At 73.2% G+C, this 17,247-nt stretch carries 14 protein-coding genes, 1 tRNA gene and 1 other RNA gene; 13 read left to right on the top strand and 3 right to left on the bottom strand.

All coding sequences use genetic code 11. The features are described 5' to 3' along the window. Window positions 1-56 precede the first annotated feature (56 nt). The 4 genes from WA788_RS29530 to WA788_RS29515 all read left to right on the top strand — a co-directional run bounded on the left by WA788_RS29530 (window position 57) and on the right by WA788_RS29515 (window position 4,458). Window positions 57-902 (top strand): bifunctional DNA primase/polymerase, encoded by an 846-nt coding sequence (locus tag WA788_RS29530; RefSeq protein WP_335982431.1) that lies wholly within the window; start codon window positions 57-59, stop codon window positions 900-902. Between the two features lie 3 nt (window positions 903-905). Further along, window positions 906-2,357: an ATP-binding protein gene (locus WA788_RS29525; protein WP_335982429.1), complete on the top strand. Its 1,452-nt coding sequence runs from the start codon at window positions 906-908 to the stop codon at window positions 2,355-2,357. A gap of 508 nt (window positions 2,358-2,865) precedes the next feature. Then, window positions 2,866-3,090 carry a helix-turn-helix domain-containing protein gene (locus WA788_RS29520; RefSeq protein WP_335982428.1) on the top strand — a complete coding sequence of 75 codons (225 nt, stop codon included), beginning with the start codon at window positions 2,866-2,868 and terminating at the stop codon, window positions 3,088-3,090. 81 nt (window positions 3,091-3,171) lie between these two features. Then, window positions 3,172-4,458 carry a tyrosine-type recombinase/integrase gene (locus WA788_RS29515; RefSeq protein WP_335982426.1) on the top strand — a complete coding sequence of 429 codons (1,287 nt, stop codon included), beginning with the start codon at window positions 3,172-3,174 and terminating at the stop codon, window positions 4,456-4,458. Between the two features lie 65 nt (window positions 4,459-4,523). Here the strand turns inward: WA788_RS29515 and WA788_RS29510 are convergent. Continuing rightward, a tRNA-Ser gene (locus WA788_RS29510) sits at window positions 4,524-4,608 on the bottom strand. Between the two features lie 72 nt (window positions 4,609-4,680). Between WA788_RS29510 and ffs the strand changes: the two genes are divergently transcribed. From ffs to WA788_RS29465, 9 genes are all read left to right on the top strand, one after another. After that, window positions 4,681-4,777, top strand: an RNA gene (gene ffs, locus WA788_RS29505) — signal recognition particle sRNA small type. A gap of 142 nt (window positions 4,778-4,919) precedes the next feature. After that, on the top strand, window positions 4,920-7,367 hold the full coding sequence (locus WA788_RS29500; protein WP_335982424.1) for a DNA polymerase III subunit gamma and tau: 2,448 nt from the start codon (window positions 4,920-4,922) through the stop codon (window positions 7,365-7,367). A 295-nt stretch (window positions 7,368-7,662) separates the two neighbouring features. Beyond that, window positions 7,663-7,998: a YbaB/EbfC family nucleoid-associated protein gene (locus WA788_RS29495; protein ID WP_335982422.1), complete on the top strand. Its 336-nt coding sequence runs from the start codon at window positions 7,663-7,665 to the stop codon at window positions 7,996-7,998. Between the two features lie 151 nt (window positions 7,999-8,149). After that, window positions 8,150-8,749 carry a recombination mediator RecR gene (gene recR / locus WA788_RS29490; RefSeq protein WP_335982420.1) on the top strand — a complete coding sequence of 200 codons (600 nt, stop codon included), beginning with the start codon at window positions 8,150-8,152 and terminating at the stop codon, window positions 8,747-8,749. A gap of 163 nt (window positions 8,750-8,912) precedes the next feature. Beyond that, complete coding sequence (locus WA788_RS29485; RefSeq protein WP_335982477.1) at window positions 8,913-9,557, top strand: DUF5063 domain-containing protein; 645 nt, start codon at window positions 8,913-8,915, stop codon at window positions 9,555-9,557. A gap of 194 nt (window positions 9,558-9,751) precedes the next feature. Continuing rightward, window positions 9,752-11,026: an aspartate kinase gene (locus tag WA788_RS29480; protein ID WP_202234598.1), complete on the top strand. Its 1,275-nt coding sequence runs from the start codon at window positions 9,752-9,754 to the stop codon at window positions 11,024-11,026. Between the two features lie 320 nt (window positions 11,027-11,346). Then, window positions 11,347-12,018: a SigE family RNA polymerase sigma factor gene (locus WA788_RS29475; protein WP_435127784.1), complete on the top strand. Its 672-nt coding sequence runs from the start codon at window positions 11,347-11,349 to the stop codon at window positions 12,016-12,018. After that, window positions 12,015-13,403: a hypothetical protein gene (locus WA788_RS29470; protein ID WP_335982417.1), complete on the top strand. Its 1,389-nt coding sequence runs from the start codon at window positions 12,015-12,017 to the stop codon at window positions 13,401-13,403. Before WA788_RS29475 ends, WA788_RS29470 begins: the two co-directional genes overlap by 4 nt. Before the next feature lie 189 nt (window positions 13,404-13,592). Beyond that, window positions 13,593-14,564 (top strand): SURF1 family protein, encoded by a 972-nt coding sequence (locus WA788_RS29465; protein WP_335982416.1) that lies wholly within the window; start codon window positions 13,593-13,595, stop codon window positions 14,562-14,564. Here the strand turns inward: WA788_RS29465 and WA788_RS29460 are convergent. Next, complete coding sequence (locus tag WA788_RS29460) at window positions 14,544-16,388, bottom strand: S9 family peptidase (RefSeq protein ID WP_335982415.1); 1,845 nt, start codon at window positions 16,386-16,388, stop codon at window positions 14,544-14,546. The genes WA788_RS29465 and WA788_RS29460 overlap by 21 nt on opposite strands. A 159-nt stretch (window positions 16,389-16,547) precedes the next feature. Beyond that, entirely contained in the window at window positions 16,548-17,057 is a 510-nt protein-coding gene (locus WA788_RS29455; RefSeq protein ID WP_335982414.1) for a universal stress protein, read from the bottom strand. Between the last annotated feature and the right edge of the window lie 190 nt (window positions 17,058-17,247).

Here is a 17,247-nt window from a genome sequence, read left to right as displayed (position 1 = left end):
AAGTCCGCAGGCCGCCCCGGCAACCAGCACCCATCAACGGAACTGGAGACACCAGCATGACCCAACCGACCCGCTCCGCGCTGCTGTCCGCGGCCCTCGCCCTGGCCGGTGTCGGCGTGCCCGTGCTGCCGCTGCGCGCCGGCAAGGTCCCTGTCGGGAACTGCCCCGCGTGCGTGCGGAACGCGTGCGGTGGGCGGCCGAACATGAAGACCCCCGGCCCCTGCACCTGCCCGCACCCCTGCCACGGATGGGCCGCCGCCAGCACCGACCCCGCTGTGATCGGCTCTCTGGCCTGGCGGTCGGCATGGCGGGACGCCGCGGCCGTTGCGTACCACCCGGGCGGTGCCGGCCTGACGGTCGTGGACCTTGACCACGCCGACGCGATCACCTGGGCCCGCGCCCACCTGCCCGCCACCCGGACCGTTCGCACGACGCGCGGCGAGCACTGGATCTACCGCGGTGCCATGCCGTCGGCCAACGCGGTCAGGGACGGGGTGGACATCAAATCGTCCCTGTCCTACGCCCGGTGGCTCGGGCCCGGCTCCGGCACTCTCACCGGCCTCCCGGACACCGTGCGTGGTCTGGCCGTCAGGAAGCCGGCCGTGGTCCGGCCCGTTGCCGCCGCGGTGCCGGCGGGGGGCGCGGGTTGCTGCCCGCACCGCAGCCCCGGCTACTTGGAGCGGGGGATCACGATGGCGGAGCAGACCATCACCGCCGCCCCCAACGCCGTGCACGCCACGGTCTACCGCACCTTCCTCGCGGTGCTGTCCGCGCACGGGCGGTGCGGATGCCTCACCGACCACCACGTCGGCCGGTTGTTCACCGCCGCGCAGTCCAAGGGCGAGAGTGCCCGGCACTGCTCGGACGCGTGGGCCAACGCCCGGGCCCGGGTGGGGGTGTGAGCGGTGTCGGAGGATGAGAAGGACCCGGCCCGGCAGGTCATCGCTGACTACGCACAGGCGCACTTCCGGTACTTCCGCACCGCCGACGGCACCGTGTACGCGCAGCGCAACGGCCACCCGGTGGCCCGGCCGATCCGCTCCCAGGGCGCCACCGGCAGCCACCGCCAGGAACTCATGGTGGACATGCACCGCGACCACGTGGGCGTCTTCAACGGCACCGCGCTGAAGGAGGCGTTGGACCTGATCGAAGCACTTGCCCTGTCCGAGGACGTGCAGCCGGTCCACATCCGTGTGGCCCCCGGGTTCGACGGTGCGACGTGGCTGGACCTCGGGCGCGACGACGGCCGGTCGGTCCGTATCCACCCCACCGGATGGGACATCACGGTCCCGGACCCGCGGGAAGTGTGCTGGCGCCGTACCCAGCTCACCGGGGAACTCCCCTTGCCCGCGAGGGACACGGACGGCAAGGGCATCGATCTGCTGTTGGGCCTGTGCAACTTCGCCGGCGCGGAGACCGAGTGCCTGGCGATCGCGTGGTTGATCGGCTGCCTCGCGCCGGGGGTGCCGGTGCCGGCGCCGTTCCTCACCGGCCCGCAGGGCGCGGGGAAGTCCACCGGCGGGCGGATGCTCATCCGGATCATCGAGGGTATGAGCGGGGACCTGCGGCGCGCGCCGAAGGATGAGGAGAACCTCATCACCGCGGTGGCGGCCGGGTGGGTCACCGCGCTGGACAACCTGTCCCACATGACGCCGGACCTGTCGGATGCGATGTGCTGCATCGTGACCGGCGCGGAGAACGTCAAGCGGTCCCTGTTCACCAACGGGGATGTCTTCCGTGTCGGCTACCGCCGCCCGCTGCTGCTGACCGGGATCGATGTCGGGGTCATACGGCCGGACCTGGCCGAACGGCTGCTGCCGCTGCGGTTGGAGCGGCCCCGGGTCCGCCGTACCGAGGCGGAGTTGTGGGCGGAGTACGAAGAGGCGCTGCCGGTCGTGCTCGGGTCCCTGCTGGACCTGACCGTCAAGGTTCGCGCCGTTGTCGCGGAGACGCCTACCGACCTGCGGATGGCGGACTTCGCGCACCTGTGCGCCCAGCTCGACGCCGCCACCGGGCTCGGGGCCCTGCGCGCCTACCGGGCGAGCCTGGACGACCTGAACGACGACGTGATCGAAGGCGACCTGCTGGCGCAGACCGTCCTTCTCCACGCCGAGAGCATGGCCCCGGGCAGCGAGCAGCGCATGACCTCCACCGAGTGGCTGCACGCTCTGAGCCGCCTCTACAGCGGTGAGGACTGCCGCCCCCTGCCCAAAGGGTGGCCGACGACCGGAAAGGTCCTCTCGGACCGCCTCAAGCGCCTCCAACCCACCCTCGCGGCCCGTGGTGTCCTCATGGACAGCGGCCGTACGCGGGAGGGGCGTTACCTCGAACTCACCCGCCCCGCCCCGCCCGCGTGACCGAAGCAGCAGGCGGCGTTCTGAGACCACCGCCAGGGCCGGACAAGCAAGAAGAGCACCGGGCGCGCCGCGAGCGGGTGCTCTTCTTGCTGTTCGGCCCCTGGGCCGCCCAAAGGTCGCGCCGCGAAGCGGCCCCTTCCTCACGCCCTGAGCCGCGCGCAACGACTACAGACACCCCCTCTCTTGTCCTAAGAGGGAAGACGCTGCGTCACCTGCGTCACACGGCCCGAAAAACCGCCTCCCACCTGCGGGAAAGACCGTGACGCAGACGGCCCGCCCTGCGTCACCGCTGCGTCACCTGCGTCACGCCGTGACGCACCCCGTGACGCAGCGATGACGCACACCCGCACCCCTGCGTCACACAAAATCGCAGGTCACAGCGCTGAATGACGCACGTGACGCTGTGACGCAGAAATCCACACCTCGGACAGACACGCCACACCCCGCCGCGCCCCCACGCCACCACCGCCGCGGGGCACGGTCCGCGTCCAGACCAAGAGGAGTCGCAGTGACCACCGCCATCGTCACCGAATCCGCCGAGGCAGACGGGGAGCTTGTCCTCCTCACCGTTGAGGAAGCCGCCCGCCGCCTCCGTATCGGCCGCACCACCTGCTACAGGCTCATCCGCACGGGCGCCTTGGAGTCGGTCTCCGTGGGCACCCTCCGCCGCGTACCCGCCGATGCGCCGGCCGCCTACGTCACCCGTCTCCGCACCAACCACCACGCAGCTTGACCACCCCGGGGCGGCGCTCCCGGACAGGACAGCCCGCCGCCCCGGCTCCATCCCGACACGCACGAATACAGGAGTCTGCCCATGGCAGAGGAGAAGAAGAAAGGCACTCGTCGTGCCAACGGCGAATCCGCGATCTACCTCGGGGCAGACGGTCGTTGGCACGCCCGCGTGCCCATGGGTTACAAGGACAACGGGGAGCCGTACCGCCGCCACATCACCCGCAAGACGCGCCCTCTCCTGGTGGAAGCTGTCAAGAAATTGGAGAGGCAGCGAGACGCGGGATCGGCGCAACAGCCGGGCAAGCCGTGGACGGTTGGTAAGTGGCTTGAACACTGGGTGGAGAACATCGCCAAACCGACGGTCAGTGAGAACACTTACGACGGGTACGAGGTTGCCGTTCGTGTGCACCTCGTTCCCGGCATCGGCAAGCACCGCCTTGACCGTTTGCAGCCGGAGCACCTTGAGAGTCTGTACCGCCGAATGCAGGCGAGCGGTGAACGGAAGGCCAGTACGGCTCACCAGGCCCACCGAACGGCCCATACGGCGTTGGGTGAGGCGGCACGGCGCGGCTACGCGGCGAAGAATGCGGCCAGCCTCGCTAAGCCGCCACGGGTGGAAGAGGACGAATCCGAGGTCGAGCCGTACTCCGTGGAAGAGGTCCAGCGCCTTTTGCTGGAAGCCAACAAGCGCCGAAACAGCGCCCGTTGGATGCTGGCATTGGCGCTCGGACTACGTCAGGGCGAAACGCTCGGACTGCGCTGGTCTGACGTCGATCTGGACAACGAATATCTGAAGCTCCGGCGGAACCGGCTACGGCCCAAGTACAAGCACGGATGCCCGGAGAGCTCCCAGTGCGGCCGGAAAGCGGGTTACTGCCCGAACAGGGTGCAGACCCGCCGCGAGACGAAGAACACCAAGTCCCGCGCTGGCCGCCGCGCCGTCCCCCTGCCCGGCCCGCTGGTGTCGATGCTCCGCGCACACGCGGAGACGCAACAGCGGGAGCGCAAGGCGGCCGGCGACCTGTGGACCGAGTCGGAGTACGTGTTCACCAAACCGCTGGGCGGCCCGCTGAGTCCGAACACGGACTACCACGACTGGAAGCGGCTGCTGGGGGATGCGGGGGTCCGGGACGGCCGGTTGCACGACGCGCGGCACACCGCCGCAACGGTGCTCATGCTGCTCGGTGTCCCCGCCCGCGTCATTGATCAGATCATGGGGTGGGAGCCGGGCACGTCCGCGAGCATGCGCGCGCGCTACCTGCACGTGCCCGACGCCATGCTCAAGGACGTCGCACAGAAGATCGCCGAAGCCATCTGGGGACGCCCCGCCGCACCCCCTGTGGACAAAAACCAGGACAACGGCGGCTGAGCGGACAACGATGCGGCCCCGCTGATCACAGCGGGGCCGCATCGTTTTGCCTGTTCAGGCAAGTGCGGAGGATACGAGATTCGAACTCGTGAGGGGTTGCCCCCAACACGCTTTCCAAGCGTGCGCCCTAGGCCACTAGGCGAATCCTCCGGGGGAGACATTACAGGGTGGTGGGGGGTGGTTGCGAACTCGTTCGCCGGGTGGGGGGTGGGGTAGGGTGGGCGCAGCCCCTCGCGTGGCGCTATCTCGCTGAACTCCCCCAGGGCCGGAAGGCAGCAAGGGTAGGTGAGCTCTGGCGGGTGCGTGAGGGGTCTTTGCATGTCCGGGGCCGGGCCGGGCCGGGCTGGGGCGGGTCCGGGGCGCGGGGCGGGGCGGCCGAAGGGCTGGGGCGGGGTGCCGAAACGAGGTGGGGGAGCTCGGGGTGGGGCGCGGTGTCGGTGGGCCCGGATACCCTCGGAGGCGTGTCACTTGCCCTGTATCGCCGCTACCGCCCGGAGACCTTCGCCGAGGTCATCGGGCAGGAGCACGTCACGGACCCGTTGCAGCAGGCGCTGCGCAACAACCGGGTCAACCACGCGTACCTGTTCAGCGGGCCGCGGGGCTGCGGCAAGACGACCAGCGCGCGGATTCTGGCCCGCTGTCTGAACTGCGAGCAGGGGCCGACGCCGACGCCGTGCGGGGAGTGCCGGTCCTGCCGGGACCTGGCACGCAACGGCCCGGGGTCGATCGACGTGATCGAGATCGACGCGGCGTCGCACGGCGGTGTGGACGACGCCCGTGACCTGCGCGAGAAGGCGTTCTTCGGGCCGGCCGGGAGCCGGTACAAGATCTACATCATCGACGAGGCCCACATGGTCACGTCGGCGGGGTTCAACGCGCTGCTGAAGGTGGTCGAGGAGCCGCCGGAGCACCTGAAGTTCATCTTCGCGACGACCGAGCCCGAGAAGGTCATCGGCACGATCCGGTCGCGTACGCACCACTACCCGTTCCGGCTGGTGCCGCCGGGGACGCTGCGGGACTACCTCGCCGAGGTGTGCGGGCGCGAGGCGATCCAGGTCGAGGACGGGGTCTACCCGCTGGTGGTGCGGGCCGGCGCCGGCTCGGTGCGCGACTCGATGTCGGTGATGGACCAGCTGCTGGCCGGCGCGGGTGCGGACGGTGTGACGTACGCCATGGCCACCGCGCTGCTCGGCTACACGGACGCCGCGCTGCTCGACGAGGTGGTGGACGCGTTCGCGGCGGGCGACGGCGCGGCGGTCTTCGGGATCGTGGACCGGGTGATCGAGGGCGGGCACGACCCGCGCCGGTTCGTCACGGACCTGCTGGAGCGGCTGCGCGACCTGGTGATCATCGCGGCCGTGCCGGACGCCGTGGAGAAGGGGCTGATCGACGCGCCCCGGGACGTGGTCGAGCGGATGCAGGCGCAGGCGTCGGTCTTCGGCGCCGCCGAGCTGAGCCGCGCGGCCGACCTGGTCAACACCGGGCTGACCGAGATGCGCGGCGCGACCTCCCCCCGGCTCCAACTGGAGCTGATCTGCGCCCGGGTGCTGCTGCCCGCCGCGTACGACGACGAGCGCTCGTTGCAGGCGCGGCTGGAACGGCTGGAGCGCGGCGTCAGCCTCGGCGGCGGTGCCCCCGCGGCGCCCGCCGGCGATGCGGCGTACCCAGGGGGCCCGGCGTACGGAGGGGGCGCGGCACCCGGCGGCGCACCGGCCGGTCCGGCGGGTCCGTCCGGTGCGGCCGCGGCGCGGGCGGCGCTGGGCCGTACGGCGGCGGGCCCGTCGGCACCCGCACCGGCCCCCGTACCCCCCGCGCCCGCGCCGAGCCCCACCCCGGCGCCCGCAGCCGCGCCCGTACCCCCCACCCCGGCGCCCGCAGCCGCGCCCGTACCCCCCGCGCCGGAAGCACCGCACCAGCAGCACCCGGCCCCTGAACCGGCACCGGCCCCCGCCGCACCCGAGGCCCCCCGCCCGGGCGCGTGGCCGACGGCCGCCGCCCCGGGAGCCCCGGCGGCCCCGGCGGCCCAGGTGCCCCCGGCCGCTCCGGCCAACGGGTCCCCCCGCCCGGGCGCGTGGCCGACCACGGCCGGCCCCTCGCGACCGGCGGGCTCAACCCCGCCCCCGCCGCAGCACCAGCAGACCCCGCCGGCCGCCGCCCCCGCCGCGCCCAGCGCCCCCCTCGGCGACCCGACCCGCGTCCGCGAGCTGTGGCCGCAGATCCTGGAGGCGGTCAAGCACCGCCGCCTCACCTGGATTCTGCTGCTCAACAACGCCCGGGTGGTCGGCTTCGACGGGGAGACGCTGCAACTCGGCTTCGACAACCCCGGCGCCCGCAACAGCTTCGCCAACGGCGACAGCGAGGACGTACTGAAGCAGGCGATCGGCACGGTGACCGGGGCGCGGTGGAAGATCGAGACCCTCGTGGACCCGGGCGGTGGCGGCGGTGGCGGCGACGCGCGCGGCGGTGGCCGAGGCGGCCCGCAGCGGCCGCAGGCTCCCGGCGGCCCGGCGCAGCAGGGCCCGGGGCCGGGCGGCCAGGGCGGCGGCGCCGGACCGGGCCGGCCGCAGGGCCAGGGCCTGCCCCCCGCCGGCCAGGCACCGTACGGCCAGGGCGGCGCACCCGGCGGCGCAGCCGCGTACGCACCGGCCCGCACCGCCCAGTCGGCCCAGACCGTGCCCGCCCCGCCCGCACCGCGCCGGGAAGGCCACGGCGGCGCCCCTGCGCCGGGCCCCGGCGGCCCGGGCGGCCCAGGCCTGGACCCGTCCGACCCCTTCGACGAGCCCCCGCCGCTCGAGGACGACATCCCCGAGGACGACGACCCCGACCTGGTCGGCACCGTGCTCAGTGGCCACGACCTGTTCATCAAGGGCCTCGGGGCGACCGTCATCGAGGAGATCACCAACGACTGAGCGCGGGGCCGTACGACCGGAGCCCGCGCCCGGCGTGCGTACGGGCCGCTGGCACACGTACGGCTCGCACGTACGCGTTACGTCCTGCGGGCAGGGCTACGGCGCCGGTACGGGCGCGCGTGCGACCGGGGGAGGGGCGTGCGCCGCGCCGATCCTCCGTACGGCGTAGGGCGCTGGGCCGTACGAGCACGTAGGCTCGCCCTGTCAGGTAAAACACTCGGCAGTCCCGTAGCCGCCCGTGGAGCCGCAGGGTTTTCGGGCGTGGACGACCGACGGCACAGGCAGGAGCGATTCCGTGATCCCCGGTGGTGGTCAGCCGAACATGCAGGCGCTGCTCCAGCAGGCGCAGAAGATGCAGCAGGACCTCGCGGCGGCCCAGCAGGAGCTGGCCGAAACGACGGTGGACGGCTCGGCGGGCGGCGGCCTGGTCCGGGCGACGGTGACGGGTTCGGGCGAGCTGCGCGGGCTGGTCATCGACCCGAAGGCGGTCGACCCCGACGACACCGAGACCCTCGCCGACCTCGTGGTGGCCGCGGTGCACAACGCGAACGAGGCGGCGCAGAAGCTCCAGCAGGACAAGCTCGGCCCGCTCGCGCAGGGGCTGGGCGGGATGCCCGGGCTGCCGTTCTGACCTCGCGGGCCGGCTGAGCGGTCGCCCGAGCCCCGAGCCCCGCGCCCCGGCGCCTGGACCTCGGCGCCCGGCCCCCTGAACCCCCAGAACCCCCCGAAACCACCCCCGAAACCACGAACCCCCCGAACCGAACCCCGAAGGAAGGCACGGCGTGTACGAAGGCGTGGTGCAGGACCTGATCGACGAGCTGGGCAGACTGCCCGGTGTGGGTCCCAAGAGCGCGCAGCGGATCGCCTTCCACATCCTCCAGGCCGACCCGGCCGACGTCCGGCGGCTGGCGCACGCGCTGTCCGAGGTCAAGGCGAAGGTGCGGTTCTGCGCGGTCTGCGGGAACGTCGCGCAGGAGGAGAAGTGCCGGGTGTGCAGCGACCCGCGGCGCGACCCGGCGGTGATCTGCGTGGTCGAGGAACCCAAGGACGTGGTGGCGGTCGAGCGCACCCGGGAGTTCCGCGGGCGGTACCACGTGCTGGGCGGGGCGATCAGCCCGATCGAGGGCGTCGGCCCCGACGACCTGCGGATACGGGAACTGCTCGCCCGTCTCGCGGACGGCACCGTCACCGAGCTGATCCTGGCCACCGACCCGAACCTCGAGGGCGAGGCGACGGCGACCTATCTGGCCCGCATGGTCAAGCCCATGGGGCTGCGGGTCACGCGGCTGGCCAGCGGGCTCCCGGTGGGCGGCGACCTGGAGTACGCGGACGAGGTGACATTGGGGCGGGCCTTCGAGGGAAGGCGGTTGCTGGATGTCTGATGCGACGGTGGGCGAGGACCGAGACGGGAGCGGTGGGAACGTGGGCGTGACGGGAGCAGGCGCGACGGGCAAGGGCGCGGGTGCCGGTGCCGGCGTCAGTGCTGGTGTCGGGGCGGGCGCGGGCGAGGCCGGTGGCCTGGGCCGGCCGGACGCCCCGGGGCCGATCCCGGTGCCGCAGGAGCCGGACGAGTTCGCCGTCCAGATCAGCGACCAGATCGAGAGTTTCATCCTCTCGGTCCGCGAGGTCGCCAAGGGCGACGACCCGGACAGCGCGGTGCCGTACCTGCTGCTGGAGGTCTCGCAGCTGCTGCTGGCCGGCGGGCGGCTCGGCGCGCACGAGGACATCGTGCCGGACGAGCGGTACGAGCCGGACGCCGGGCCGGAGCCCGACGAGGACGACCTGCGGCAGCGGCTGGCCACGCTGCTGGAGCCGATCGACGTGTACTCGGAGGTCTTCGACCCGTACGTGCCGCGCTCGACGCCGGTGGCGTGCCGTATCTCCGACGACCTGGCCGATGTGGTGGCGAACCTGGCGCACGGCCTGAGCCACTTCCGGGCCGGCCGGGTGTCGGAGGCACTGTGGTGGTGGCAGTTCTCCTACCTGTCGAGCTGGGGGCTGACGGTGAGCGCGTCGCTGCGGGCGCTCCAGTCGCTGGTGGCGCACGTACGGCAGGACAGCCCGCTGGACGAGCTGGACGGCCTGGACACGGGCACCGACGAGGACGAGGAGCAGCTGGCGCGGGAGGCGGGCCGGGTGATGGAGGCGGAGCTGGGCACGATGGGGCTGCGCCGCCGGGGCCGCCGCTGACGGGTGGGCGGTCTGCTGCCGGGCGGTCCGGGACTAGCGGGGGCGGGCCGGGCGCGGCCGAGATCCACGGTGCCGAACTGATCAACTGGTGAACCTCGCGTCTCAGCATGTGATAAGGGCGGGGCGGTCGGCAGGGGCTCGTTAAAATGGGCCGACCGCATTCACCCGTGATCCACCCTGAGCGAGGAGCGCACGTGGGCCTTGTCGTGCAGAAGTACGGCGGCTCCTCAGTCGCCGATGCCGAAGGCATCAAGCGGGTCGCCCGTCGGATCGTGGACACCAAGAAGGCCGGCCACCGCGTGGTCGTCGTGGTGTCGGCGATGGGCGACACGACCGACGAGCTGATCGATCTCGCGGAGCAGATCTCGCCGATCCCGTCGGGGCGCGAGTTCGACATGCTGCTGACCGCCGGTGAGCGTATCTCGATGGCGCTGCTGGCGATGGCGATCAAGAACCTCGGCCACGAGGCGCAGTCCTTCACCGGCAGCCAGGCCGGTGTGATCACCGACTCCGTGCACAACAAGGCGCGGATCATCGATGTGACGCCGGGCCGGATCAGGACCGCGCTCGACGAGGGCAACATCGCGATCGTGGCCGGCTTCCAGGGCGTCTCGCAGGACAAGAAGGACATCACGACGCTGGGGCGCGGGGGGTCCGACACCACGGCGGTGGCGCTGGCCGCGGCGCTGGACGCCGAGGTGTGCGAGATCTACACGGACGTCGACGGGGTGTTCACCGCCGACCCGCGGGTGGTGAAGACGGCCCGCAAGATGGACTGGATCGCCTTCGAGGACATGCTGGAGCTGGCCAGCTCCGGTTCGAAGGTGCTGCTGCACCGCTGTGTGGAGTACGCCCGCCGCTACAACATCCCGATCCACGTCCGTTCCTCGTTCTCCGGGCTGCCGGGCACCTGGGTCAGCAACGAACCCCCCCAAGGAGACAGGCCAGTGGAGCAGGCGATCATCTCCGGCGTTTCGCACGACACGACCGAGGCGAAGATCACCGTCGTCGGCGTACCGGACAAGCCGGGCGAGGCCGCGACGATCTTCCGGGCGATCGCGGACGCCGAGATCAACATCGACATGGTGGTGCAGAACGTGTCGGCCGCGGCCACCGGGCTGACCGACATCTCGTTCACGCTGCCGAAGGCCGAGGGGCACAAGGCGATCGAGGCGCTCACCAAGGCGCAGACGGTCATCGCCTTCGACTCGCTGCGCTACGACGACCAGATCGGCAAGCTGTCGCTGGTCGGCGCGGGGATGAAGACGAACCCGGGCGTGACCGCGACCTTCTTCGAGGCGCTGTCGAACGCCGGGGTGAACATCGAGCTGATCTCGACCTCGGAGATCCGCATCTCCGTGGTCACCCGGATCGACGACGTGAAGCCGGCGGTGCAGGCGGTGCACTCGGCGTTCGGGCTGGACAGCGACAGCGACGAGGCGGTCGTGTACGGCGGCACCGGCCGCTGAGCGCGGGCGCGGTGCCGACCCGGACCCGGGTGCCGGACGATTCCCTCCCCCGTGGCCGCAACCGGCGGCCGCGGGGGAGCGTCTTTGTGTCGACGCACACCCGTAGAGGCGCTCGGGGCCGGAGAGTTCACAGCGTTCCCCTAGGGTGGTGCACACTGAGCGCCGGCCCGGGGCGGTCGGTGCAGGTGGGGCACCGCGTGGCGGCACGCGGCAGTGCGCGGCATTGAGGAAGAGCTGGTACGCATGGCGATATGTGGCACTCCGTCGAGCGAAGTGCCTTGCGCGTACAACCCTCGCGGGGGGATGCGTGTCCAACTGGCGTGGCGGACGCATGGGGTATCGAGACGGGGTTCGGGCGGCGCGGCGGCACCCTCGCGCCTGCGCGGCCGTCGCGTACGGCGACCGGCGGGCTGCCGGTGATCGCGCCGTGGCCGGTCCGGGTGGCCGGTGCGAACGCCGACGTGGCGAGCCGCGACGGCGCGGGGACGACGGCCGCCGCAGGTACCACCGTCGACCACCTCACCGAGACCTACCGGGCCCACTACCGCTCCCTGCTCGGGCTGGCCGCGCTGCTGCTGGACGACACCGCCTCCTGCGAGGACGTGGTCCAGGAGGCGTTCATCCGGGTGCACTCCGCGCGCAGCCGGGTGCGTGACCCCGAGAAGACCCTCGCCTACCTGCGGCAGACCGTGGTCAACCTCTCCCGCTCGGCGCTGCGCCGCCGCATCCTCGGCCTCAAACTGCTGTCCAAGCCGATGCCGGACATGGCCAGTGCGGAGGAGGGCGCGTACGAGATCCTGGAGCGCGACCAGCTCAAGGCGGCCATGCGTACGCTCCAGCGCCGCCAGCGCGAGGTCCTCGTGCTGCGCTACTTCGTCGACATGACCGAGGCCCAGGTCGCGGAGACCCTGGGGATTTCCCTCGGCTCGGTGAAGGCGTACGGTTCGCGTGGCCTTGCCGCGCTGCGTGTCGCGATGGAGGCGGCGTCATGACGACACCTCCGTACGGCTCCCGGAACCCCGAAGGCCCCACCGGCCCCACCGGCCCTGGCGGTTCCCGCGCTACCCACGGCCCCGAAGGCCCCGACGACGCACCCGAGATGGACGAGCAGACCCCCCGAGACCCGCACGACGCGCAGCCGGACGACGCGACCGTGCAGCAGAAGCCGGCCGATCCGGTCACTCCGGCTGGTTCGGCTGGTTCGGCCGCGGAGCCGGCACCGACGGCGCCCGACGCGGGCGGCGACAGCGCCGACAGCGCGACTGCGGCCACTTCCGTCTTCGCCGCCTCCGAGGACACGGCGACCGTCCGCTCCCTCACCGCCGCCCTGTTCACGCCCGACGTGACGCCCGGCGGCGCCGACGGCGAGGGCGGCCTGGACGACGGCCTCACCGCGGACGAGGCCGCGCTGCGCGTCCTCATGCACCGCGCCGTGGACGGGCTGCACGCCTCCCCGGACGCCCTGGAGCACCTGCGGCGGGCCGTAGCGATGCGCCGCCAGCGCCGCCGGCAGGCGATCCTCGGTGCCGCGGCCGCGGCGCTGCTCGTCTGCGTGGCGGTGCCCGCCGTCCTGCGGGTGGCCCACCGCACCGGCCACACCGCGGCCGCCCCGGTCGGCGTGGGCAGCTCCTACTCGCTCGCCCCCGGCACCGACGGCCACCACAAGGGCGGCCAGGCGGACCCTTCGGACAAGGCCACCCACTCGCCGGACGGCACACGCACACCGTCCGGGCGGTCGACCGGCCACCACACCACCCCGCCCGTCACCGGCGCCGCGGTGCCGGACTGCTCCAGCACCCAACTCGGGCAGGGCGTCAGCGAGGCCGGCAGCCCCGACGCCGACGGCCGCGTCTACGGCTGGTTCCGCGTCAGCAACGTCTCCGCCAGCTCCTGCACCGTGCCCAGCCCCGGCGTGATCCGCGCCGTGGCGCACGGCTCGGCCGACCAGGCCGCCATCCAGGTCGTCGGCCACACCGTGGGCGACCCGGCCTCCGGTCTGCCCGCCACCATGTCCGAGTCCCCGATCGTGCTGCTCCCCGGACAGGGGTACGAGGTCGCCTTCGCCTGGGTGCCGACCACCGGCACCGGCGGGTGCACCGCCGCCACGACCTCGCCCACCACCTCGACGGCGACCCCCACCGCGACCGGCACGCAGAGCAGCGACCAGGGCACCGGCTCGGGCTCGTCCGGCGGCAGCGTCCAGTCCGCCGACGGCGCCTCCCCGACCACGGCCCCGGCCAGCGTCACCCTGGACCACACCCCGGCCGCGGGCGCGCCCGTCGTCACCGGTCCCGTCATCCAGGGCGCCTGCGCGGGCACCGTCTACACGACGGCCGCGATCGCCGAGTCCGCGTCGACCGGCGGCGCCGAGCAGTAGCGGGCCTGCCCGCGGCCCGCAGCGGCCCACGGCGGTACGGGGCGGTACGGGGCGGCCCCGGCCGTACGAGGGCGGTCCGGGCCCGTGAGCAGGACCGTTCGCCGCACCGGCGCCGACCGCGGCCGCGGGCCCGGACCATCCGCCGGGGGCGGTTGCGGCCCGCCCGGGCCCGCACCGTAACGTGGTGGCGTGTACCGGTTCCTGCTCACCCCGCGCTGGCTGGCGGTCAGCCTGCTCGCACTGCTGGCCGTGCCGGTCTGCGTGTTCATGGGCAGTTGGCAGCTGAGCCGCTTCGACATGCGGGTCGAACAGCACAAGTCCGCCGAGCACGACGAGAAGCGCACCGCCGCCGCGGCCCCCGTGCCCCTGGCGCGGGTGCTGCCCACGACCGACGCCACTGTCGGCAGCGACGACACCGGGCGGATCGTCAGCGCCACCGGCCGCTACGACACCGCGCACCAACTCCTCGTCCCGAACCGCCTCCTCGACGGCCACGACGGCTACTACGTCCTCACCCCGCTGCGCCTGTCCGGTGGTGCCGCCCTCCCGGTGGTCCGCGGCTGGCTGCCGGGCAAGGCCGCCGACGCCGCCCGCGAGGGCCGGGTGCCGGCCCCGCCGGCCGGGCAGGTCACGGTCACCGGGGCCGTGCAGTACCCCGAGACCACCGAGACCAGCGGGGTGGACACCAGCGGCGCGCTGCCCACCGACGAGATCGGCATCATCAGCGGCGCCTCCCTGGTCAATGTGCTGCCCTACCCCGTCTACAACGGCTGGATCACCGCCAATCACCCAGCGAAGCCGCTGACCGCGGTGCCCCCGGCGGCGGCGCCGAACAGCGGCCTCGACCTGAAGGCGTTCCAGAACCTCGGCTACACCGGGCAGTGGTTCGTCTTCGCGGGCTTCGTCGTCTTCATGTGGTTCCGCTTCGTCCGCAGGGAGGCCGAGGCGCGGGCCGACGCCGCGCTCGGCATCCTCCCGGACCAGCCGGACGGACCGGACGGCCCGGGCGGACCCGGCGGCTCCGGCCGGCCGGGCGGGCCCGCCGCCCCCGACCCGCACGCCGCGGACGGCGAGCCGGGGGAGCCGGACCCCGAGGGCACCCGGCAGGCCGAGGGCACCCGGGACGCCGAGCCGGTCGGGTCAGCCGCCCACGTGGCGTAGCGCGAAGGCCAGCTCCAGCCTGACCTGCTTGATCCGCTCCTCCACGACGAGCGAGCCGTGTCCCGCGTCGTACCGGTACACCTCGTGGGGCTTGTCGAGGGCGCGCAGCCGCTCCACGTAGTTGTCGATCTGGCGTATCGGGCAGCGCGGGTCGTTCATCCCCGCGCTGATGTAGACCGGTGCGGCGACCTTGTCGACGTAGGTGATCGGCGAGGACGCCTCGTAGCGGTCCGGGACCTCCTGCGGGGAACCGCCGAACAGGGTGCGGTCCAGGGCCTTGAGTGCCTCCATCTCGTCCGCGTACGCCGTCGCGTAGTCCGCGACGGGGACCGCGGCGATGCCGACCGTCCACGCCTCGGGCTGGGTGCCGAGGCCGAGCAGGGTCAGATAGCCGCCCCACGAGCCGCCGGTGAGGACCAGCCGGGCGGGGTCGGCGAGGCCGGATTCCACCGCCCACTGCCGCACCGCCGCGATGTCCTCCAGCTCGATCAGGCCGACCCGGTGCTTGAGGGCGTCGGTCCACTCCCGGCCGTATCCGGTGGAGCCGCGGTAGTTGACCCGGATGACCGCGAAGCCGTGGTCGAGCCAGGCGGCCGGGCCCGCTGCGAAGGAGTCCGAGTCGTGCCAGGTGGGGCCGCCGTGGATCTCGAAGACCGTCGGGAACGGCGCCGGCGCCGCGTCCTCCTCGCCGGCCGGGCGGGGTGGCCGCTGCACGAGGGCGTGGATCGGCCCGCCCGGGCCCTCCACCCACACGTCCTCCACCGGCACCGACTCCGGGGCACGCAACCCCGGCGCCTCCAGGACGATCCCGCCCGCCGTCGAGCGCACCGCGGGCGGCTGCGCGGCCGAGGACCACAGGTACTCCACGCTTCCGTCGGGCCGCGCGGTCGCCCCGCCCACACTGCCGGCCGGGGTGTCCAGCCGGGTCAGTGAGCCGTCCGCCAGGTCGTACCGGAACAGCTCGCCGCGGGCGTGGAAGTCATGCACCACCAGCAGCGCGGAGCCGTCCGGATACCACTCGGCGTGCACGTCGCCGGGCAGGTCGAAGGCCAGCTCGGTCTGCTCGCCGCCGGCCACGTCCCACACCATCGGCAGCCAGCGGCCCGTGCGCTGGTGGCCGACCAGCAGGCGGGTGTCGCCGGGCACCGGTGCGAAGCCGAGGCAGTCCAGCCCCAGCTCCAGCCGGCCCCCGTCGGTGTCGTCCAGCTCGGCGACGGTACTGCCGTCGGAGACGCGCAGCACCCGCAGCGCGCTGTGCATCGCGTCGCCGTGCTCGGTGTGCTCGATGACGACCAGCGTGCCGTCCTCGGAGAGGTCGCCGACGCCCGCGGACTCCGGGTGCCGGTAGATCTCGTACGCCTCGCCGGCCGCGGGCACGACGTGCACGGAGGTGCCCTCGTCGTCGCTGGAGCGGCCTATCACGGCCAGCCCGCCGACACCCAGCGCGAGGCCCGCGGGATAGGACGGGGGCAGGCCGGGCGCGGCCGGTATGTCGTCGCCGCCGCCGAACGGCTGCTTCATCCACACCCCGAACTCGTCGCCGTCGGTGTCGGAGAACCACCACACCCAGGCGCCGTCCCTGCTGAGGGTGCCGTCCGTCGTCCCGTTCGGCCGGTCGGTGACCTGGCGGCGGCCGCCGGTGGTGCGGTCCCACGCGTACAGCTCGTACGTCCCCGTGACGTTCGACACGAACAGGCTGCGGTCCGGGGCGTCCTCGGCCCACTCCGGCAGCCCCACCCGGGGCGCGCGGAACCGCGTCTCCCACGCCGGCATGGCGCCGGTCTCCGACATGGGCCCGACGGCGGACCCGGTGATCTCGTTCATGACCCCATCATGCTCCGCCGCGCCCGACTTCTGTGCGGCTCCCCGCACAGCCTGTGGATAACTTCGCGGCGCCGCGGGTCGGAGCGCGGGGCCGGAGCCACGGGTCGGAGTGGCGGATCGGAGCCGCGGATCGGAGTGGCGGGTCCGGTTGCGTCCGGCTCAGTCGGCCTGCTGCGCCTCGCCGCGCACCACCACGACCGGGCAGGCCGCGTGCAGCGTCACGGTGTGGCTCACCGACCCCAGCAGCGTCGCGCGGAAGGTGCCGCGGCCGCGGACGCCGACCACGATCAGCTCCGCCCCCTCGCCGCGGTCGAGGAGGACCTGCGCCGGGTTGCCCATGACGGTGACCGGGCTGACCTCGGCGGCACGGGCGGGCGGCAGCGCCTGCTCGATCGCCTCGCGGAGCGCCTGCGCCGCCGACGCGCCCAGGTCGTAGTCCTCCGGGAGGCCCGGCACCGCCCCGCCCCAGCCGAACGACGCGGGCATCTCCCACGCCGTCACCGCCTCCAGCGTCGCCCCGGTCAGCACCGCCTGCCGGTCGGCCCAGCGCAGCGCGTGCAGGGAGGGGTCGGAGCCGTCGACGCCGACCACGATGCGCCCGTGCTCCGTCGCGGACTCGCTGGTGGGCGCGCTCGTGGCCTCGCTCTGCTCGGCGGCCGGCTCCGTCATGGCCTGCTCCTTACCCGCTGTGTCCCGCGGTCGGGCCGCGGAATCCGCCGCCGGGCGCGCGGCCCGGCCCCTGCCACTTCCCCTGCCACTTCCAGTTCCTGTTCCTGTTCCTGTTCCTGTTCCTGTTCCTGTTCCAGGGCAACTTTAGGGGACATAACGGCGCATTGCCGGATGAGGCGGGCGAGGGCGC

Origin of the sequence: Streptomyces sp. CA2R106 (assembly GCF_037034245.1) — a bacterium.
GTDB lineage: Bacteria > Actinomycetota > Actinomycetes > Streptomycetales > Streptomycetaceae > Actinacidiphila.
Note: the sequence above shows the minus strand (reverse complement) of the source record. Positions and strands in the feature narration are given on the sequence as shown.

Coding starts and splice junctions, on each gene's coding strand:
- WA788_RS29515 (WP_335982426.1), top strand. CDS start 3,172: ATGGCAGAGGAGAAGAAGAAAGGCACTCGTCGTGCCAACGGCGAATCC.
- WA788_RS29460 (WP_335982415.1), bottom strand. CDS start 16,388: ATGAACGAGATCACCGGGTCCGCCGTCGGGCCCATGTCGGAGACCGGC.
- WA788_RS29530 (WP_335982431.1), top strand. CDS start 57: ATGACCCAACCGACCCGCTCCGCGCTGCTGTCCGCGGCCCTCGCCCTG.
- WA788_RS29470 (WP_335982417.1), top strand. CDS start 12,015: ATGACGACACCTCCGTACGGCTCCCGGAACCCCGAAGGCCCCACCGGC.
- WA788_RS29455 (WP_335982414.1), bottom strand. CDS start 17,057: ATGACGGAGCCGGCCGCCGAGCAGAGCGAGGCCACGAGCGCGCCCACC.